Raw genomic sequence first — 20,014 nt, 5'->3', positions numbered from 1 at the left:
CGGGCAGGTGGGATGCTGTCGTGATGAGCGGCGAGACGTGGGTACGCAACCGGTGGTTGCACGTCTTCTTCGCGGGCACGATGCTCCTCACCGCCGTGATCACCGCGCTGGGCTGGTCCCCGTGGTCGACCCGCTGGCCGGCTTACCTGGCGGTGGTGGGCCTCGTCTTGGCGTACATCGCGTACGGGCACCGCGGCTACGACAGCCCCCGAGCCGCCGCCGCGTTCCTGCCGCTCGTCATCGTCGCCGCCCTGGTGCTGCCAGCCGTCGTCCCGAGCACCGCGTTCGTGCAGTGCATCGTGTTCCCGCTCGTGTGGGTGCAGACGGAGCGCGTCCGCACCGCGGTCCTGCTGTCCATCGCCGTCGGGCTCGCGAGCGGCATCGGCCTGCAACTGTCGAGCGGCCCGGACGCGCTGGTCAGCACCCTGCTCATCGAGGGCATCAGCGTGATCGGCGCCTGTGCGATGGGCGTGTGGATCTCGAGCGTCGCCGGCCTGTCCGAGGAGCGCCGCCAGCTCGTCGAGGAACTCCGCGCCACCCAGCAGTCCCTCGCCGACGCGAACCGCACGGCGGGCGTCGCGAGCGAACGGGAGCGTCTGGCCCGAGAGATCCACGACACCGTCGCGCAGAACCTCGCCGGGATCGTCATGCTCACCGAACGGGCCCGCGGCGACCTGGCGAACGACCGCTCCGACGCGCTGGAAGAACGACTCACCGTCCTCGAGGAGTCCGCCCGCGCCGCCCTCGAGGAATCCCGCACCCTCGTCGCAGCCGGAGCCGCCGGCATGACCCGCGACAGCCTCGCCGGCGCCCTCCACCGCCTCGCCGAACGGCACACCCGCGAAACGGGGACGCTGGTCACGGTCGACGCGTCCGACTGCGCACTGGATCGCGACGCGCAGGTGGTCCTGCTCCGCGTCGCGCAAGAGGCCCTCTCCAACGTCCGCGCGCACGCCGGCTCCACCTCCGTGCAGGTCCGTCTGTTCCCCGACGAAGGGCACACCGTGCTGCGGGTCACCGACGACGGCGCCGGGTTCGACCCCGAGCAGCCCACGGCCGGGCACGGCCTGCGCGGGCTGCGGGAGCGCCTCGCCCTCGCTGGCGGCACCTGCACGATCACGAGCGCCCTGGGCCGGGGCACCGTCGTCGAGGCGACCCTGCCCACCGGAGCCGAACCGGGCCTCCCGTCCGCCGTTCGCCACCCCGTGGCGGAGGTGACCCGGTGATCCGCGTCGTGGTCGCCGACGACCACCCGATCGTCCGCTCGGGCATCGTCGCGCTGCTCCAGGACGCCGACGACATCGACGTGGTGGGCCAGGCCAGCGATGGCCGTGCCGCGGTGTCCGTCGTGCTGGCGGAGCGCCCCGACGTCGTGCTGATGGACCTCCGGATGCCGGAACTCGACGGTGATGCGGCGACGGCGGAGATCCTCGCGGCCGAGCCGGGCGTCCGCGTCCTGATCCTGACGACGTACGAGTCCGACGACCAGATCCTCGCGGCGATCGAGGCCGGGGCCACCGGCTACCTGCTCAAGGCGGCCCCGGAGTCCGAGATCCTCGCTGGGGTTCGAGCGACCGCGCGCGGAGAGACGGCGCTGGCCCCCTCGGCTGCCGCTGCGCTGGTCCGACGAGCAACGGGTTCGTCGGCCGTGTCTGCCGGCCCCTCGCTGACCCCGCGCGAACTCGAGGTCCTGCGGCTCGTCGCCCAGGGCAACTCGAACCCGGCGATCGGCCGCGCCCTGTTCCTCAGCGAGACAACGGTGAAGACGCACCTCGGCCACGTGTTCGAGAAGCTCGGCGTGAACGACCGCACCCGTGCCGTGACCCGCGCGATGGAACTCCGCCTGCTCCCCTGAGCCCCGGTGCGCCGGTCATCGGGAGCGGGTGTACCGTCAGGTAGTCAGCATGCTGATCATTTGAGAGGACACGCACATGAGCGCCGCAGCCGCAGCTCCCACCACCACCCCGGATCGCCGTCGGTGGATCGGTCTGGTCGTGATCAGCCTGGCGGTCGCGCTCATCATCGTCGACTCCACGATCGTGAACGTGGCGATCCCGAGCATCGTCGCCGACCTCGACATCGGTTCGACGCTCGTGCAGTGGGTGCAGGAGAGCTACACGCTGGTCTTCGCCGCGCTGCTGCTCGTCTTCGGTGCCGTCGCCGACCGCTTCGGTCGCCGACGACTGCTGACCATCGGCGTGATCCTGTTCGCGGTGGCGTCGGTCCTGGCGGCGCTGTCCCCGACGGGCGAACTGCTCGTGGCGTCCCGCGTGCTGCAGGGTGTCGGTGGCGCGATGGTCCTGCCCACCACGCTGTCGATCCTCAACGCGACGTTCACCGGCCGGGAGCGCGGCATCGCCTTCGCGGTGTGGGGCTCCACGATCGGCGGGATGGTGGCGGTCGGTCCGCTGCTCGGCGGCTGGCTGACGACAGACTTCTCGTGGCGGTGGGCCTTCGGCATCAACGTCCCGATCGTGGCGGTCATCCTGGTCGGCCTCGCGGTCGCCGTGCGGGAGTCGCGCGACGCCGAGCACACCGGCCGCATCGACCTCGTCGGCGCCCTGCTGTCCGTGATCGCGAGCGCTGCGCTGGTCTTCGGGCTGATCGAGGGCCGCACCTACGGCTGGTGGACTCCGTCGTCGACACCGTTCACGATCGGCTCGTGGTCGTGGGACGGCCCGGTCTCGCCGATCCCCGTCGCGTTCGTGATCGCGATCGCTGCCGGGGTGGCCTTCGTCGTCCGCTCCCGGCGCCGGCAGCGTACGGGCCGGTCGACGCTCATCGCCCTCGACCTGTTCGGCATCGGCTCGTTCCGGAACGGCTCGATCGCGGCGCTCATCGTGTCGCTCGGCGAGTTCGGCATCATCCTGTCGCTGCCCCTCTGGCTGCAGAACGTCCTCGGCTACTCGGCGCTGCAGACCGGCTTCGTGCTGCTGGCCCTGGCGATCGGGTCGTTCGTCGCGAGCGGGTTCGCGGCCACGGTCGGACAGCGGATCGGGGCGCTGCCGATCGTGCGGATGGGCATCGGCGCCGAGATCGTCGGGGTCGCCGCGATCGGGTTCGTCGTGACCTCGTCGACCCCGTGGTGGGCGATCGTCCCGTGCCTGTTCGTCTACGGCTTCGGCGTCGGACTCGCGACGGCCCAGCTCACCGGCGTCGTGCTGCAGGACGTCCCCGTGGAGCGCAGCGGCGAGGCCTCGGGTGCCCAGAGCACCGCGCGCCAGATCGGTTCGGCGCTCGGCATCGCAGTCCTCGGGACGGTGCTGTTCACCTCGACGGGCAGCATCCTGGAGCACCGCCTGCAGGACGCCGGCGTCTCGACCGCCCAGTCCGAGCAGATCGCCGACACCGTGGTGCAGTCCTCGGGCGGAGCGATCGCCGGCCTCGAGGGGCAGACCCGCGCCGACGCCGCCGAGGCGTTCTCCGACGGCACCCGCGCCGCCGCGTTCTCGGCCGCCGGCTTCCTGGTCATCGGCCTCGGTGCGACCCTGCGGCTCCGCGCCCCGCGCCGCCCCGACGACGACTCAGAAGCCGACGCCGACGCCGAAACCGACGCCGACGCCGACCACGAGACCCGCGCCTGACCGGGGGCCTCCCTGCACCGCTGCTGACGGTTCTGGTTCACGATCCCCGAGGATCCTGAACCAGAAACGTCACCGGCCGGACGCGAACCCGCGTCCCCCGTGCCGTGGACGCGACCACCGACGGGACGGGAGGCACGGCGCCTGCCTGCACCGTGCCTCCCGTCCGCTCCGACGCGCGCCCTGCCATCGCGACGCGCGCCCCGCTCAGTGCTCCGCGCCCGCCCCCTCCGGTCGGACGCGCAGCACCCGCGCTGTGGGGGTCGCCCCGCCGTTGGCGACCTCGAGCGAACCCGAGAGGGCGTCCCACGTCACGGACCACGACCCGAGCGCCGTCGGGAACAGCGGCTCGACGACGACTCCCCGCCCGGCGAACGCCGGCAGCGGCAACGACACCGACGAGCCAGCCCCGGGCAGCGCCCAGACCGACAGGTACAGATCGCCCGACGCAGCGCGCAGGCCGAGCGCGAGCCACGGGTCCTCCCAGGCCGGCAGCCCGAGCGGCCACACCGGCACCGACGACTCGATGACCTCGAGCACTGCCCGGTGGGCCTCGATCGCAGAACGCACGACCGCCCGCTGCGATGTGCTCATCGAATTCAGGTAGCCCGACAGGTACATCCGCCCGAGCACCCCGTTCACGAGCGACAGGTCGAACAGGTCGGGCGACATCGACGGCGCCGGGTAGGCCCAGTTCCCGGCCTGCTCGGGCAGCATCGCGGCGGGGGCAGCGGCTGCGATCGACGCCGACAGCACCGGGTCCTGCTGGTCCGAGGTCGACTGCATGTGCAACCGGGACAGCATCGCGGAGTCGGCGCGCATCGCTCCCGAGGCGCAGTTCTCGATGAGCAGTGCCGGGTACCGATCCTGCACCGCGTCGATCCAGTCGAGCAGCGCACGCTGGTGGTCGAGCATCCCGGCGAACGGCCCGGTCATCGTGTTGTTGTCCATCTTGAAGAACGTCACGCCGAGCGACCCGACCAGTCGATCGACGACGGAGTCCAGGTGCGCCCGCGCGGCCGGTGATCGGAGGTCGAGCAGGTGCCGTCCGTGCTCGGCGACCCGCACGCCGTGGTGGTGCACGAAGGCGTCGTCCGGCAGGGTCGCGGCCAGCGGCGAGTGGATGCCGATGACCTCGGGCTCGAGCCACAGCCCGGCCTGCATCCCCCGCGACCGGATGTGGTCGATGACGAGCCCGAGGCCGGTCGGGAACCGCGAAGCAGCTTCCTCCCAGGCTCCGACGGTGTCCCACCAGTGCCCCTCGGCGTACCAGCCGGCGTCGATGCAGAACAGGTCCGCTCCGGCATCGGCAGCGGCGTCGATCAACGGCAGCAGCTTCTCGGTGGTCGGGTCGCCCATGAGCGTGTTCATGTAGTCGTTGAACACGAGTGGCAGGGCTCGATCGGCCTCGCGCACGTGCCGGAACGCCCGACGCTGCGCCGTGAGCACCTCGAACGCCCCGCCGACCGAGCCGGCGATCCCCACCGACACCGGCACGGACACGAACGGCTGCCCCGGGGCCACGACCGCCGTCCACTGGTGCTCCTGGTCGGTCGGCCCGCTCAGCAGCACGTACGCGTGCCGTCGGGTCTCGCCGAGCTCGTACAGCCACGGCCCGTTGTGCTCGACCTGCCAGACGAGCGCGTAGGGCGCAGCGCCAGCGGTCGGAGCAGGCGTCAGCACCCCGATCGGCAGTGCCTCACCGGTCGACCACGACCCTCGGTTCTGCACGACGGCGCGGCTGCGGGGCGGGTGGTGCTGCGCCTCGCGGTCGATCGCTGCGAGTCCGATCGACCGCAGCGGATCGGTCCGCCACCGGCTCTCGGCGGCCCAGTCGTTGTCCGCGTGCACGAGGGCCAGGTCGTCGACGCCGACCCCGGAGTCGGTCAGGAACGCCCCGGTCGCGAACGACGACACGAAGTCCACGACGTGCTCACCGTCGTCGGCGGACACCTCGGTCCACGTCTGGAAGCCCGCGACGCCGGCGCGCGCCCGGAACACCGACTCGACCTGGAGGCCCGTGGCCACGTCCGCCTGCACGATCCGGAACCACGGATCGGTCGCGTCGTCGGACGCACGCCACGACACGGGGCGCAGTCGCGCCCCGATCGTGGAGTCCACGTGCCGGTACCCGCCCGGGAACCGGCCGTGTCCGATCGTCGTCAGCTCCACCAGGGGCTGCGGATCGTCGGGTCCGTCGGCGAGCGCCCCGTCGGCACGCGCTCCGCCGCTCGCCACGAACGACACGAGGGCGGCGGGCTGGTCGTCGCCGATCCGGAACCGTGCCGAGAACCCGGGCGTGACCCAGTCGGCGAAGACTCCGCTCACCGTGCGCCGACCGGAGCGGGCTCGCTCGACACCCACGCCCCGACGCCGTGGTCGTAGCAGGTGGTGTTGTCGATCTTCGAGCGGTCGAGGGCGCTGCCCGAGGTCACCTTGCGGTCGGTGCGCTCCGGATCGGGGGCGGCCTCGGCGAGCAGTCGGGTGTAGTCGTGCTGCGGGTCGAGGATGACGGCGTCGGACGGCCCGCGTTCGACGACCCGGCCGCGGTAGAGCACCAGGATCTCGTCGGAGAAGTGGCGTGCGGTCGCCAGGTCGTGCGTGATGTAGAGCACGGCGAGGTGGTCCTCGCGCTGCAGGCGGCCCATCAGGTTGAGCACGCTGAGCCGGATCGACACGTCGAGCATCGACACCGGTTCGTCGGCGATGAGCACCTGGGCCCCGGGGGCCAGTGCACGGGCGATGGCGACGCGCTGCCGTTGCCCGCCGGAGAGCTCGTGCGGTCGGCGGCTCGCGAAGTCCTCGTCGAGGTTGACGCGGCCGAGCAGTTCCCGCACCTTCTCGGCGGTCTCGTCGGCACCCCGGGCTCGGTGGTGCAGCTGGAGCGGCCGGGCGATGTGGTGCTCGATCGAGTGGAACGGGTTGAGCGACGCGAAGGGGTCCTGGAACACCATCTGCACGTGCCGGCGGTACATGCTGCCGACGACGGGTGTGCCGTCCTCGAGCCGCACGTCGATCGAGCCGCGGGTGGTGTTCTCGAGCTTGGCGAGCATCCGGGCGATGGTGGACTTGCCCGAGCCGGACTCGCCCACCAACGCCACGGTCTTCCCGGGCAGCAGCTCGAACGACACGTCGTCGACGGCGTGCAGGGTGGTGCGCTTCAGGCCCTTGCGGGTGTGGAAGTCCTTGCCGAGGTGGCTGACGGTCACGCTGGTCATCGGATCTCCTCGTGGACGGCGGCAGCGTGGTCGTCGACGCCGGAGCGGATGAACGCGCCGCGCTCCCCCGACAGGCTCGGGAACGACTGCAGCAGCTTCTGCGTGTACGGGTGCTTCGGGTCGTGCTGGATGACCGAGGCCCGGTCGCACTCGACGACCTCGCCGCGCAGCATGATCGCGATGCGGTCGCTGATCTCGAGCAGCAGCGGCAGGTCGTGGGTGATGAACACGACAGCGAACCCGAGCTCGTCGCGCAGTCGGACGATCTCACGGAGGATCTCGCGCTGCACCACGACGTCGAGGGCGGTGGTGGGCTCGTCCATGATCATGATCTGCGGTTCGAGCAGCATGGCCATCGCGATCATGACGCGCTGCCGCATGCCGCCGGACAGCTCGTGCGGGTACGCGGTGATGCGGGACGGGTCGACGCCGACGCGGCTCAGGGCGTCCTCGGCGATCGCGCGCCGTTCCTTGCGGGACAGGTCGCGCCGGTGTTCCCTCAGGGCGTCGTCGAGCTGCGCCCGGATGGTGGTGACGGGGTTGAGGGCGTTCATCGCGCCCTGGAACACCATCGACAGCTTCGACCAGCGCACGGCCCGCAGCTGCTCGTGCGGCAGCCCGAGCAGGTCGATGTCGGTGCCGTCGCGGTCGTGGAACGTGATGCTGCCCGAGGCGACCTTCGCCGGCGGTCGGTGCAGCCGGGTGATGGCGTAGGCCAGGGTCGTCTTGCCGCAGCCGGACTCCCCCGCGAGCCCGAGGATCTCGCCGGGCGCCAGGGTGAGCGACACGTCCTTGACGGCGTGCACGGGGTGTTCGGTCTCGTAGACGACGTCGAGGTGGTCGATCGTCAGCACGGCTTCGGCACTCATCGGACGAACTCCTTCGTGGTGCGCGCGGAACGCGAGGCGCGGGCGGCACGCTTGGCGCGACGTTCGCGACGCCGCTGGGCACGTACGTTCGCGAGTCGCGGGTTGATGACCTCGTCGATCGAGAAGTTCACCAGGGACAGGCCCATGCCGAGCAGGGCGATGAGCAGGCCGGGCGGCACGAACCACCACCAGGCGCCGTTCGCCAGCGCGAAGCCGTTCTGGGCGTAGAAGAGCATGGTGCCGAGCGTCGACGAGTTCGACGCCCCGAGGCCGAGGAACGACAGCCCCGCTTCCCCGAGGATCGCGGCGATCACCGCGAACACGAACTGCGACGCCAGGACGGGCAGCAGGTTCGGCAGGATCTCGACGGCGATGACCCGCCAGGGTCGTTCACCGGCGACACGGGCGGCGGAGACGTAGTCGCGGTTGCGGATCGACATCGTCTGCGCCCGCAGGACCCGGGCGGACCCGGCCCACGAGGTGATCGCGAGGACGACGGCGATGGTCCAGAGCCCGCGGGCCTCGCGCGGGACCAGGCCCGAGATGACGATGACGAGCGGCAGGCCGGGGATGACGAGGAACACGTTCGAGAACAGCGAGAACGCCTCGTCCATGATCCCGCCCAGGTAGGCGCCCAGGATCCCGAAGAACGCGGACAGCACCGTGGCGAGGACGCCGACGATCAGGCCGATCTGCAGGCTGCCGCGGGTGGCGTAGGCGAGCTGGGCGAGCACGTCCTGCCCGGTCTGGGTCGTCCCGAGCAGGTTCTCGCCGCTCGGTCCCTGCAGTCCGGAGTCGCGGATGGTGGTCGGGTCGCCGACGAGCAGCGGCCCGACGACGCCGAACAACGTGACGCCGGCGACGAGCGCGATGCCCGTGATGAGCCACGGGGTCAGGGTCGGCAGGAATCGGCGGATGCCGCCCTTCGGTCGTGACGCTCGGGCCGTGGCGATGCTCCGCGTCGACCCGGCGTCGGCTTCCTCGGCGAGTGCGCCGATGGTGGGTTCGGTGTCCTGCTGGATGTTGGTCATGGCGTGTCCTCCCTAGCTCCGCGCCCGCGTCCGCGGGTCGATGAGCCCGTACAGCAGGTCGACGACGAGGTTCGCGCCGAGGACCGCCAGGGTGATGAACAGGAAGATCCCCTGCATGAGCGCGTAGTCGTTGTTGGTCACGGCGGACAGCAGCTTCGACCCGATGCCCGGGTACGAGAACACCTGCTCGGTGACGACGGAGCCGGACACGATGAACCCGAGGGAGATCGCGAAGCCGGCGACGGAGGGCAGCACGGCGTTCCGGGCAGCGTAGTTCCGCAGGATCTTGCCGTCGGACAGCCCCTTGGCCTGGGCGGTGGTGATGTAGTCCTCGGACAGCGTCGACACCATCATGTTGCGCATGCCGAGCAACCAGCCGCCCAGCGATGCGAGCACGATCGTCACCGCGGGCAGCACCCCGTACTGGATCGCCGAGGCGATGAAGTCCCAGTTGAACCCCGGCGTCAGGATGACGTCGTAGCCGCCCTGCGCCGGGAACAGGTGGATGCCGGTGGCGAAGAAGTACACCAGGATCAGCGCGAGCCAGAAGTACGGCACCGCGGCGAGCAGGGTGGTGGCCGGCACGAAGGAGTCGAGCCAGGTGCCCGGACGCCAGCCGACGAAGGCGCCGAGGCCGACGCCGATGATGGCGGCCAGGATGGTGGCGATGCCGACCAGGGCGATGGTCCACGGCAGCGAGCTCGCGATGACCTCGGTGACGGGGGCCGGGAAGTAGCTGACGGACACCCCGAGGTCACCGCGGAACACGTTGACCAGGTAGTGGCCGTACTGGGAGATCAGCGGCTCCGAGGAATCGCCACCGAGGAGCAGCTCGTACGCCTGCCGTGTTGCCGGGGTCACCTGCCCGCCGCGCTGCTGGAGCTTGGCGAGCAGGATGTCCACCGGGTTCCCGGGCAGCAGCCGCGGGATGATGAAGTTCAGCGTCAGTGCCGCCCACAGCGCGACGATGTAGAAGCCGATCTTGCGCAGGAAGTAGGTCATCGTCGAGTGCTCCTCGGTCGCGATCCCATCGTGGTCAGCCCTTCGCCGGCTTCAGTGCCTTGAAGATCTCGGCGTTGTCCGGGCTCGCCCAGACGGCCGGGAAGGCGTAGAGGTCGTCCTTCGTCGGCCAGCCGGTGAACTTCGCGGCGTGGAACTCGCTCGTCGTGCCGCCGGTCATGACGGGGATGTACGGCAGGTCCTCGACGATGTGCTGCTGGATGGTGTCGAGCTCCGGCTGGGTGGCGGCGGTGTCCTCGGGGTCGATCGTGGCGAGCTTCGCGATGGCCTTGTCGACGTCGGGGTTGCTGTACCGGGAGATGTTCATCGGGGCTGCTGCACCGACCTTCGCGGTGTTCGCCGTCGTGAAGTAGTTGTTGTACAGGTAGTACGGGTTCGCCGTCGGGCCCTGGCCGAGCGAGTCGATCGCGAGTTCGAAGTTGCCCTTGGTCTTCTTGTCGGTCCACTCGTTCCACGACGACTGCTGCGCCTTGAGCTCGATGCCCGCGGCCTTGAGCTGCTGCGTCATGGTGTCGATCGCGGTGATGTAGTCGGTCCAACCGGTGACGACCTCGACGGTCAGGGACAGCTTCTTGCCGTCCTTGGCGTAGATGCCGTCGGCGCCCTTCTTCCACCCGGCGCCCTCGAGCGACGACGCGGCGGCGGCCTTGTCGGCGGTCTCGGGCATCACGGCCGGCTCGATGTCCTTCGAGATGGTGTCCTTCTGCGTCGTGGTGAGCGCGAAGGTCGGCGAGATCTCGCTCGCGGTGTTCTCGAACGCCAGCGAGTTGAGCTGCTTGCGGTTGATCGCGTCGGCGATGGCGTGCCGGACGGCCGGGTCGGTCTGCGGGCCGGTGCAGCCGAGGTCGGTGTTCGCGCAGGTGAGCAGCGCCATCTGGTTCTGGCCGACGGTGATGCCGTCGTAGCCGTTGTAGTTGCCGGCGATGTCGTCCATGTTCGGCACCGGGCCGGTCTGCCAGTCGATCGAGCCCTGCTTGAGCGCGTCGGCGCCGGCGGTGTTGCCGGAGAGCGACAGGTAGCGGATGGTCTTCACGGCCGGGGCGCCGTCCCAGTACTTCTTGTTCGCCTCGAGGGTGAAGGCCTGCGCCTTGAAGGTGCCGAGCGTGTACGGACCGGTGCCGACGGGCTCGCGCACGACGTCGGTGGTCGGGTCGATGTCCTTCCACAGGTGCTCGGGCACGATCCAGGTCTTGCCGAGCAGGTTCGGGCCGAGCACGAACGACGGCTTGTCGAACGTGACGACGACCTTGTCATCGCCGTCGGCCTTCGCGGTGCCGTCGTAGCCGATCGAGTTGAGGGCCTTCTGCTTCTTGAGCATGTCGAGCGTGAACACGACGTCCTTCGAGGTGAAGGGTTCACCGTCGCTCCAGGTCGCCCCGTCGCGCAGCGTGATGGTGAGCTGCGTGCCGTCGGTGTTCCACTCGTACGACTTGCCGAGCAGCGGCTTCGGGTCGTTCGTGTTGACGTTGGTGATGAAGAACAGCGACTCGTAGATCGTGCCGACGCCGCCGATGTTGGACGGCGACCACGGGTTGAAGTTGATCTGGTAGTCGCCGGACTGTCCGGTGTAGGCGACCAGGGTCGAGGCGGCGTCGTCCTTCGTGCTGGCGTTGCCGCTCGCGCTGCAGCCGCTCAGCGCGAGGCCGGCGGCGAGGAGGACGGCGGCGCCGATGGCGAGCCGTGAACGGGTTGGGTTGAACATCGTTGTCCTCTCGGTCTGCGTCGTCGCAGGATCCACGTTGTGAGCGTGATTGTTACACGCGTAAACTAAGGCGGTCAAGGGGTCGGGTCACGGCCCCGTCACAATTGAGGAGACGCAATGGAGCGGACCACCCTGGACGGCACGTGGACGGTCGAGGCGGTGCACGGCCCGGCGCAGGCCGATGCGCACCGGGAGCCGGTCGCCGCGATCGTCCCCGGCTGCGTGCACACCGACCTGCTGCGGGCGGGCCGGATCCCCGACCCGTTCGACGGCGACAACGAGGCCGCGACCCAGTGGATCGGCGACACGGTGTGGCGGTACCGCCGCACCTTCGCGTGGTCGGGCGAGACCGGCACGGGCCCGACCACGCACGCCCGCCACGACCTGGTCGCCGACGGGCTCGACACCCTCGCGACGATCGAGCTGAACGGCATCGTCGTCGCCAGCACCGCGAACCAGCACCGCGCGTACCGGTTCCCCGTCGGGCACCTGCTGCGCCCCGGCACGAACGAGCTCGTGATCACCTTCGACGCCCCGGTCCCCGCGGCCGAGCGATTGTCCGCCCTGCACGGCGGCGAACTCCCCCACGTCAACCACCACCCGTACAACGCGCTCCGCAAGAACGCGTCGAACTTCGGCTGGGACTGGGGCATCGACGTCGCCACGAGCGGCATCTGGAAGTCGATCGGCATCGAGTCGTGGAGCGGCGCCCGCATCGCGGCCGTCCGCCCCCTCGTCGACATCGACGGCACCACCGGCGTGCTCACCGCGCACGTCGACGTCGAGTCCGCAGGTTCCACCGGCGCCTTCTCCCAGCACATCGGGTCGGCTCCGGTCGCAGGGGTGTCCGGTCGGGCCGGCCTGGAGGCGCGGGTCACCCTGACCCCGCACGTCACCCCCGGCGGGGCCGACGGCCACGGCGCCGCCCTGGCCGAGCAGAGCACGTCCGCCCCCGGCGCGAGCGGCACCGAGGCGGCGGCGACGTCCGTCGGGTCCGGCACCGTGCCTCCCGGCCGCCCGTCCGCGCCGGGCGCGACGTCCGTCACCAGCGTGCGCGCCGTCGTCGACGGCACCGCCGTCGTGCGGCTCGAGGTCCCCGACGTCGGCGTCTGGTGGCCGCGCGGCGAGGGCGAGCAGCCGTTGTACGACGTCCGGGTCGAGGTCGGCGACGACGTCTGGACCGGCCGCGTCGGGTTCCGCACCGTGACGCTCGACACCGCCGCCGACGCCGGTGGAGCCCCGTTCCTGCTCCGGGTGAACGACCGGCCCGTGATCGTGCGGGGCGCGAACTGGATCCCCGACCACGCGTACCTGACCGAGATGACGCCCGAGCGCTACGCCGAACGGATCGACGACGCGATCGACGCGAACGTCAACCTGCTCCGCATCTGGGGCGGCGGGATCTACGAGTCCGACGACCTGTACGACCGGTGCGACGAGCTCGGCGTGCTCGTCTGGCAGGACTTCCTGTTCGCCTGTGCCGCCTACGCCGAGGAGCCCTGGCTCGCCGACGAGGTCGAGCCCGAGGTCCGCGAAGCCGTCACCTGGCTCAGCCCGCACCCGTCGCTCGTGGTGTGGAACGGCAACAACGAGAACCTCGTCGCCTACGCCGAGTGGGGCTGGCGGCCGTCGCTCGTCGGCCGGACCTGGGGCAACGGCTACTACCGCTCGCTGCTGCCCGCGATCGTCGCCGAGCTCGACCCGACCCGTCCGTACACGCCGGGCAGCCCGTTCTCGTTCGACGAGTACCTGACGCCGAACGACGAGCGGAACGGCAGCGTGCACATCTGGGACGTCTGGAACCGGCTCGACTACCGCGCCTACGCCGACTGGAACCCGCGGTTCGTGGCGGAGTTCGGGTTCCAGGGGCCGCCCGCCTGGTCGACCCTGACCGCGGTGGTGCACGACGAGCCGCTCGACCCCGACGGCCACGAGATGCTCGTGCACCAGAAGGCCGACCAGGGCAACCGGAAGCTCGCCGACGGCATGCGCGGGCACCTGCCGACGCCGACGAGCATCGAGGACTGGCACTGGGCCGCGCAGCTCAACCAGGCGCACGCGATCCGCTTCGGCATGGAGTGGTTCCGGTCCCGCACGCCCGACAACACCGGGATGATCGTCTGGCAGCTCAACGACGACTGGCCCGTGGTGTCCTGGGCGCTCGTCGACCACGCGGGGATCCGGAAGCCGGTCTGGTACGCGGTGCGGCAGGCCTACCAGCCGGTGTTGCTCACGGTGCAGCCGTCTGGTGAGAGTGGGCTCGAAGTCGTGCTCGTGAACGCGTCCGGGGCGCCGGTCACCGACGAGGTCACGGTCGCCCGCGTCGCGTTCGACGGCACGGTGCTCGACTCGTCGTCGTTCTCGCTCGCCGCCGCACCCGCCGACGCCGACCGGGTCCCGCTGCCGGCCTCGGTCGCGGTGCCCGGGGACGCCGGGTCCGAGGTGCTCGTCGCCACCGGAGCCGGAACCCGCATGGTGTTCGACTTCGCCGAGGTCGTCGACCAGGTGCTCGCCCGCTCGCCGCTGTCCACGTCGGTCACGGCGACGGACGACGGGGCGGTCGTCACGGTGACGGCGACGTCCTACGCGCGGGACGTCTCGCTGTTCCCGGACCGCGTCGACCCGGCCGCGAGGGTCGACGACGGGCTGGTGTCCCTGCTCGCCGGCGAGTCGGTGACCTTCACGGTGACGGGTGCGCCGGGCATCGACCCCGAGGCGCTCGTCGGCCCGCTCGTCCTCCGTCACGCGGGCTCGCTCCTCCCCTGACGCGGGCCGCGCCCGGGCGGGGACGGGTTCCGCCAACGGCGTGACGGTTCTGGTTCACGATCCTGCGAGATCGCGAACCAGAACCGTCAGCGCACCAGTACGGCCGCGCCGTCCCGCCGAGCGGGCGAAACACCCGCGTGCGCACGTCACGAACCGGGATGTTCCGCCCGCTCGCCGGCCGCGCCTGCCCGACCACGGCCGACGGCCGACGCCAGCCGGCCGACGGCGGCAGGCAGGCCGACGGCGGCCGGCAGGGTCGCGTCAGTCGAGGGCGTGCAGCTCGAGCACGATCGCGGTCGCGGGGGCCAGCAGCGGCAGCCGCGCCCCGACGTCCTCGAGCACCGCGCCCGAGAGCTCCAGGTGCCCGCGCACGAGCCACGTCGGCGGCACCATGTCGAGGCCGTGCGGCACCCGCAGCCCCGTGACGGGGGCGAGCCGGTAGCGCCGCGCCCGGTCGAGCCCCCGCATCCGCAACGGCACCGGCAGCGACTGCGGCCCGGTCTCGGTCCGTGCGACCCGCACCAGCGCCCGCGACCGGTCGACGGCCACGACCGAGGTCGCCACGAGCCCGGGGTCGCCGAGCTCCAGGTGCCGCAGCCGCCCGGTGTGCAGCAGCCCACGCTCCCGCTTGTACAACGCCGTCCACGCCCGCAGCCGGTCGAGCTCCGTCGGGGACAGCCGGGTGACGTCGGTCTCGATGCCGGCGGACCCGAACAGCGACACCGCCATCCGGAAGTCCAGGTCGAGGTGCCGACCGGTGGTGTGCGAGACCTCGGGGCCGACGTGCGAGCCGATCAGCTCGAGCGGCAGCAGTGCCTCGGTCCACCGCTGGATCGGCAGGCGTTCGAACGCGTCGTTCGAGTCCGACGGCCACACCCGGTCGGTGCGCTCCAGCACGCCGAGGTCCACGCGGGCGCCGCCGCTCGCGCACGCCTCGATCTCGAGCCACGGGTGCCGGGCGCGCAGGGCGTCCATCAGCGTCCAGACCCCGCGGGTGTGTGCGTCGATGCCGGCACGTCCGGCGTGGACCGCGTGCACGATGTCGCGGTTCTGGTCCCACTTCACGAAGTCGACGTGGTGCGCCCCGATGACGGCGGACATCGCCTCGAGCACGTGCGCCCGCGCGAGCGGGTTCGCCATGTCGAGCACGTACTGGTTCCGCCAGGTGCGGACGTCGTCCTCGGGGCGCTGCAGCAGCCACTCGGGGTGCGCCGCCGCGAGCTCGGAGACCGGGCTCACCATCTCGGGCTCGAACCACAGCCCGAACTCCATGCCGAGACCGCGGACCCGGTCGACGAGCGGCCCGAGGCCGTCCGGCCACACCGTCGGGTCGACGCGCCAGTCCCCCAGCGACGTCGAGTCCGAGCGCCGCCCGAGGAACCATCCGTCGTCGAGCACGAACCGCTCGACGCCGATGTCCGCTGCGGTCTCGGCCAGTGCGACCAGGGGCGCGAGGCCCTGCCGGTAGTAGACGGCCTCCCACGTGTTGAGCACCACCGGCCGGGGGCGCTTCGGGTGACCGGGGCGGCTGCGGAGCGAGTCGTGCAGCCGGTCGGACAGGCCGTCGAGCCCGGCGTCGCTCCAGACGAAGACGGCGTCCGGCGAGGCGAAGGACTCCCCCTGCCCGAGGACCACCTCGCCGGCGCGCAGGAGTTCCCCGGCACCGAGCAGTGGGCGCGCCTCGGCGAGCAGGTCGTACCGGTGCACCGAGTCGGCGCTCCAGGCCAGGTGCACGCCCCAGACCTCACCGGAAGCGTCCGAGAACCCCTGCGTCCCGAGCACGAGCAGCGTCGGGGCGTCGTGGCCGGTGCGACCGCGGCGGCTCTCCCGCGCGTGGCTGCCGGCGGTCAGGGCCCGGCGCTGCGGGGTGCGCTCCCGGGTCCAGCGTCCGGCCAGGTCGAGCACCTCGCCGACCCGTTCGCCCACGGGCAGCGTCGCCTCGAGCGCCTGCAGGTGGACGGGCGCGGCGGCCCCGTTCGTCACGGTGTGCCCGACGCGCAGCACGCCCGCGGCGTCGAGCCGGAAGGCACTCCGCAGCAGCAGTTCGTCCGACACCGCGGTCACGACCAGCGCGCCGGACTCCGCGATCACCTCGACGTCGCGCCACCGCGGCACGAGCGGCAGCCCGTCGACGTGCCCGGCGATCGCGGGTCGCCCCTCCCACCCGTCGCGTTCGGTCGGCAGCACGGTCAGCGGCCAGGCCGCGTCGAGGGCGCTCGGTCCGAGCGGCCGTCCGAGCGCGAGCAGCAGTTCGGCGCCGTCGCCGTCCGTCACGGGTCCGACGTCGCGGCCCCAGTGCAGCACCTCGGGCAGCCCGTCGTCGGCGGTCGCCAGCACGAGCGACACCCCGCCGCCGCGCAGGACCTGCACCTGCCGTCCGTCGAGTGCGCGCGCCGGCGCCGGACCGCGTTCCACGACGGTCACGACGCACGCTCCTCGCGCAGGACGCGGACGCGACCGGCGGGCACGACGGTCTCCGGCCCGTGGCCGGAGCCGTCGAGCAGGTCCGTACCGGACGCGACGACCGTGACGTCGGCAGCGCGGTGGTTGACGAGGAACAGGAACACGGAACCGTCGTCGTGGACGCGGCGCACCGCCTCCAGGCCGGGAGGCGCGGTGACTGTCCGCGGGAGCGCGCGCTCCTCGATGACCCGGTCCACGAGCCGCTGGGCGCTCTGGGCAGGCAGCATCGCGGACACGTACCAGGCGCCGCCGCCGACGGCGCGGCGGGTGACCGCTGCGCGGTCCGCGAGCGATCCGTCCGTGTAGCGGAGCACGACGTCGGCGTCGTCGACCACGACGGCCTCGGCCCAGTCGGTGACGGTGCCGCCGTCGTCGAGCGTGCGGGTCTCGTCGCGTTGCAGCGGGGTGAACTCCTCGCTCCAGGCACCGAGCACCTGCCGGAACGCGCCCGGGTAGCCGCCGGCACGGATGCGGGCGGTCTCGTCGGCGACGCCGGACAGGTAGGTGACGATGAGGGTCGCGCCGCGGTCGACCACTGCGGCGATCCGTGCGGCGGTGGCGTCGTCGACGATGAGCATCGTGGGGACGACCACCACGTCGTAGCCGTCGAGGTCGGCGTCCGAGGGCACGACGTCGGTGAGCACCTGCCGGTCGTGGAACGCGGCGTACCAGGCACGGAGCTCCCGCGAGTACCGCAGTCCCCGGTGCGGCTTCAGCCCGGACTGCAGCGCCCAGCCGGACGGCTCGTCGACGACGATCGCGACCCGGGCGGGCTCGACGCGGCTGCCCTGCACGGGGGCGAGGTCGCGGAGTGCGCGGCCGAGCGCGACGACCTCGCGCCAGATCCGGGTGCGGGTACCGGCGTGCGGGACCATCGCGGAGTGGAACTGCTCGGCCCCCGCGGTGGACGCCCGCCACTGGAAGAACAGTGCGCCGTCGGACCCGCGGGCCACGTGCACGAGCGAGTTGCGCAGGATCTCGCCCGGTTCCTTCGCCCGGTTGCGCTGCTGCCAGCTCGGGCCGCCCGTCGAGTGCTCCATGAGCAACCACGGGGTGCGGCCGGCGGTGATGCCGCGCATCCGGTCCGCAGCGAGGGCGAGGTCCTGCTCGCGGTGTGAGTCGTCGACGAGCGTGTAGTGGTCGTTCGCCGGGATCGCGACGTGCTTCGCCCACTCGGCGTAGTCGACGACCTGCGATCCCGCACCGACCATGAAGTTCGTCGTGACGGGGACGTCCGAGTGCTGCTCGATGACGGCCTTCTCGGCGTCGAAGTGCCGGAGCAGCGCGTCGGACGAGTACCGCTCGAAGTCCAGGAAGAGGCCGGGGTTCGGTGCGCCGCCGACGCCACGCGGGGGTGAGACCTCGTCGAAGGACGTGTAGGTGTGCCCCCAGAAGGCCGTTCCCCACGCGGCGTTCGCGGTGTCGACGTCCCCGTACCGGTCGGCGAGCCAGCGTCGGAAGTCCGCTGCCGACTCCTCGCAGTAGCAGCGGCCGTTCCCGCCACCGAGCTCGTTGCTCACGTGCCACAGCCGCACCGCGGGGTGGTGGCCGTACCGTTCGGCCAGGGCGCCGACGATCCGCAGGGCGTGCTCGCGGAAGACCGTCGACGCCGCACACCACCCGAGGCGTCCACCCGGACGCTCCCGGCGCTCGGTGGCGTCCACCGGCAGCACGTCGGGGTGGGCGGTCAGCAGCCAGTTCGGCGGCGCGGCGGTCGGCGTCGCGAGGTCCACCGCGATGCCGTTGTCGTGCAGCAGCGCGATGACGTCGTCGAGCCAGTCGAAGGTGTACTCCCCCGGCGACCGCTCGAGCAACGCCCACGAGAAGACCCCGACCGTGACCAGGTTCACCCCCGCCTCGCGCATCAGGCGGACGTCCTCGAGCCAGACCTCGCGCGGCCACTGTTCAGGGCTGTAGTCGCCGCCGAACGACAGGCCGTCGGTCGGCCACGGGACGGTGGGGGCAGCGGTCACGGCATCTCCTTCGATGGGTGGACCGCACCAGCCTCCCGTCTCCGGCAGTGTTTGTCAACGTGTGTAACTAACGCGCTGTCAGTGGTGCCGCATCAGGTCTCGAGCAGCTGCCGGATCGCGAGGACCGCCCCCGCTCGCGCCCACTCCGAGAACTCGAACGGCTGCACCTCGACGGTCACCGGCTGCCGGTACGGCGCCAGAGCAGCACGGAGCGACTCGTCCACCGTGGTCCGCGCCAGGTCGTACACCGGCAGCCCGTCGCCGGTCAGGACGATCGCGGCAGGGTCGGCGATGTGCACCGCGGTGGCCAGGACGACACCGAGTGCTCGTCCGGCGTCCTCGAACGCCGCCACGGCCTGCTCGTCACCGTTCCGCGCGAGCTCGACGACCTGCTCGTACGACGATCCCTCGCGCCCGGCGTTCCGCACGATCACCGGACTCGGCAGGTAGCTCGAGGCACACCCCGCGTGCCCGATGCCGCAGTCGGGCCCACCACCGAGGACCGGTAGGTGCCCGATCCGACCGAGCCGCCCGTGCTCGCCGGTGGAGACCTGCCCGTTCACGATGAGTCCGAGGCCGAGCCCCTCACCCACGGTGACCAGGGCCATCGACCCACGGCCGGCGCCGGCACCGAACCAGTGCTCCTTGACGGTCAGGGCGTGGACGTCGTTCGCCGTGAAGGCTGCGAGCCCCGTTCGCTCCCGGACCATCCGTGCGAACGGGACGTCGGTCCACCCGAGGAACGGCGACGACGCGACAACGGCCTCTCCGCCCCGGATGAGGACGTCACCGGGCAGGGACACCCCGACGGCGCAGATCGCAGGGTGCACGGCACGGAGGCGCTCGTGCACGGTGCTGATCTGGTCGGCCAGGTCTTCTGGCGCGGTCGACGGGACGGTCTCCTCGTGCAGGGCGAGTACCCGCCCGCCCAGGTCGGTCACCGCGGCGTACAGGCGCTCCCGGGTCAGCTTGACGCCGAGGAACTCCCACTGCCCCGAACTCGACTGCAGCAGCTCCGACGGCCGACCGGTGGCCCCACGCACGTCGGTGCCGACCTCGACCACGAGCCGGTGTGCCACGAGGATCCGCATCGCCCGGGTCAAGCTCGCGCGCGACAGCCCGAGCGACCGCGCGATCTCCGCTCGCGAGAGCGTGCCGTGGATGAGGATCTCCCGCAGTGCCAAGCGGGAACCCTCGGGCAGTGCCGGCCAGGCTTCGGTCATCGTTCCTCCGTCGTCGGCTGATCCTACGGCTCAGCCCGGAAACGCAGAAAACCCCTGACCAGTGCTGGTCAGGGGTTCCCTGGTCTTACCTACGTTAAGTCCGGCGGCGTCCTACTCTCCCACAAGGTCCCCCTTGCAGTACCATCGGCGCTGAGAGGCTTAGCTTCC

13 protein-coding genes are annotated in these 20,014 nt (G+C 71.5%); 4 read left to right on the top strand and 9 right to left on the bottom strand.

Going from position 1 to position 20,014, the window contains the following annotated elements; all coding sequences use genetic code 11:
• Positions 1 to 23 precede the first annotated feature (23 nt).
• From HQQ88_RS00065 to HQQ88_RS00055, 3 genes are all read left to right on the top strand, one after another.
• Positions 24 to 1,226, top strand: coding sequence for a sensor histidine kinase (locus HQQ88_RS00065; RefSeq protein WP_173168300.1), 1,203 nt, complete (start codon positions 24 to 26; stop codon positions 1,224 to 1,226).
• Positions 1,223 to 1,855 (top strand): response regulator transcription factor, encoded by a 633-nt coding sequence (locus HQQ88_RS00060; RefSeq protein ID WP_173168299.1) that lies wholly within the window; start codon positions 1,223 to 1,225, stop codon positions 1,853 to 1,855. The genes HQQ88_RS00065 and HQQ88_RS00060 overlap by 4 nt, the downstream gene beginning before the upstream one ends.
• 76 nt (positions 1,856 to 1,931) lie before the next feature.
• Positions 1,932 to 3,584, top strand: coding sequence for a DHA2 family efflux MFS transporter permease subunit (locus HQQ88_RS00055; protein ID WP_173168298.1), 1,653 nt, complete (start codon positions 1,932 to 1,934; stop codon positions 3,582 to 3,584).
• Positions 3,585 to 3,788: 204 nt separating this feature from the next.
• Here the strand turns inward: HQQ88_RS00055 and HQQ88_RS19990 are convergent, their stop codons facing one another.
• Genes HQQ88_RS19990 through HQQ88_RS00025 form a run of 6 tightly spaced genes read right to left on the bottom strand, consistent with a single transcriptional unit; the run spans position 3,789 to position 11,421 of the window.
• Positions 3,789 to 5,909: a glycoside hydrolase family 36 protein gene (locus tag HQQ88_RS19990; RefSeq protein WP_173168297.1), complete on the bottom strand. Its 2,121-nt coding sequence runs from the start codon at positions 5,907 to 5,909 to the stop codon at positions 3,789 to 3,791.
• Positions 5,906 to 6,799 (bottom strand): ABC transporter ATP-binding protein, encoded by an 894-nt coding sequence (locus HQQ88_RS00045; protein ID WP_173168296.1) that lies wholly within the window; start codon positions 6,797 to 6,799, stop codon positions 5,906 to 5,908. Before HQQ88_RS00045 ends, HQQ88_RS19990 begins: the two co-directional genes overlap by 4 nt.
• Positions 6,796 to 7,668: an ABC transporter ATP-binding protein gene (locus HQQ88_RS00040; RefSeq protein ID WP_173168295.1), complete on the bottom strand. Its 873-nt coding sequence runs from the start codon at positions 7,666 to 7,668 to the stop codon at positions 6,796 to 6,798. Before HQQ88_RS00040 ends, HQQ88_RS00045 begins: the two co-directional genes overlap by 4 nt.
• A complete protein-coding gene (locus HQQ88_RS00035; protein WP_159573964.1) occupies positions 7,665 to 8,699 on the bottom strand; it encodes an ABC transporter permease in 1,035 nt (344 codons plus the stop codon). Before HQQ88_RS00035 ends, HQQ88_RS00040 begins: the two co-directional genes overlap by 4 nt.
• A 12-nt stretch (positions 8,700 to 8,711) precedes the next feature.
• Positions 8,712 to 9,701 carry an ABC transporter permease gene (locus tag HQQ88_RS00030; protein ID WP_111086984.1) on the bottom strand — a complete coding sequence of 330 codons (990 nt, stop codon included), beginning with the start codon at positions 9,699 to 9,701 and terminating at the stop codon, positions 8,712 to 8,714.
• Between the two features lie 34 nt (positions 9,702 to 9,735).
• Complete coding sequence (locus HQQ88_RS00025; protein ID WP_173168294.1) at positions 9,736 to 11,421, bottom strand: ABC transporter substrate-binding protein; 1,686 nt, start codon at positions 11,419 to 11,421, stop codon at positions 9,736 to 9,738.
• 117 nt (positions 11,422 to 11,538) lie between these two features.
• Here HQQ88_RS00025 and HQQ88_RS00020 point away from each other — a divergent pair, with 117 nt between their 5' ends.
• On the top strand, positions 11,539 to 14,187 hold the full coding sequence (locus HQQ88_RS00020) for a glycoside hydrolase family 2 protein (protein ID WP_173168293.1): 2,649 nt from the start codon (positions 11,539 to 11,541) through the stop codon (positions 14,185 to 14,187).
• A 261-nt stretch (positions 14,188 to 14,448) separates the two neighbouring features.
• Here the strand turns inward: HQQ88_RS00020 and HQQ88_RS00015 are convergent, their stop codons facing one another.
• The 3 genes from HQQ88_RS00015 to HQQ88_RS00005 all read right to left on the bottom strand — a co-directional run bounded on the left by HQQ88_RS00015 (position 14,449) and on the right by HQQ88_RS00005 (position 19,846).
• Complete coding sequence (locus HQQ88_RS00015; protein ID WP_367916954.1) at positions 14,449 to 16,611, bottom strand: alpha-galactosidase; 2,163 nt, start codon at positions 16,609 to 16,611, stop codon at positions 14,449 to 14,451.
• On the bottom strand, positions 16,608 to 18,623 hold the full coding sequence (locus HQQ88_RS00010; RefSeq protein ID WP_173168292.1) for a beta-galactosidase: 2,016 nt from the start codon (positions 18,621 to 18,623) through the stop codon (positions 16,608 to 16,610). Before HQQ88_RS00010 ends, HQQ88_RS00015 begins: the two co-directional genes overlap by 4 nt.
• Positions 18,624 to 18,715: 92 nt before the next feature.
• Complete coding sequence (locus tag HQQ88_RS00005; RefSeq protein WP_173168291.1) at positions 18,716 to 19,846, bottom strand: ROK family transcriptional regulator; 1,131 nt, start codon at positions 19,844 to 19,846, stop codon at positions 18,716 to 18,718.
• Positions 19,847 to 20,014: the final 168 nt, after the last annotated feature.

Source organism: Curtobacterium sp. VKM Ac-2861 (assembly GCF_013204965.1).
In the GTDB taxonomy this organism is placed as follows: domain Bacteria; phylum Actinomycetota; class Actinomycetes; order Actinomycetales; family Microbacteriaceae; genus Curtobacterium.
The sequence above is the reverse complement of the archived record's forward strand: the minus strand, read 5'-3'. Positions and strand labels throughout refer to the sequence as shown.

Coding starts and splice junctions, on each gene's coding strand:
- HQQ88_RS00065 (WP_173168300.1), top strand. CDS start 24: ATGAGCGGCGAGACGTGGGTACGCAACCGGTGGTTGCACGTCTTCTTC.
- HQQ88_RS00030 (WP_111086984.1), bottom strand. CDS start 9,701: ATGACCTACTTCCTGCGCAAGATCGGCTTCTACATCGTCGCGCTGTGG.
- HQQ88_RS00035 (WP_159573964.1), bottom strand. CDS start 8,699: ATGACCAACATCCAGCAGGACACCGAACCCACCATCGGCGCACTCGCC.
- HQQ88_RS00025 (WP_173168294.1), bottom strand. CDS start 11,421: ATGTTCAACCCAACCCGTTCACGGCTCGCCATCGGCGCCGCCGTCCTC.
- HQQ88_RS00040 (WP_173168295.1), bottom strand. CDS start 7,668: ATGAGTGCCGAAGCCGTGCTGACGATCGACCACCTCGACGTCGTCTAC.
- HQQ88_RS00055 (WP_173168298.1), top strand. CDS start 1,932: ATGAGCGCCGCAGCCGCAGCTCCCACCACCACCCCGGATCGCCGTCGG.
- HQQ88_RS00005 (WP_173168291.1), bottom strand. CDS start 19,846: ATGACCGAAGCCTGGCCGGCACTGCCCGAGGGTTCCCGCTTGGCACTG.
- HQQ88_RS00020 (WP_173168293.1), top strand. CDS start 11,539: ATGGAGCGGACCACCCTGGACGGCACGTGGACGGTCGAGGCGGTGCAC.
- HQQ88_RS00045 (WP_173168296.1), bottom strand. CDS start 6,799: ATGACCAGCGTGACCGTCAGCCACCTCGGCAAGGACTTCCACACCCGC.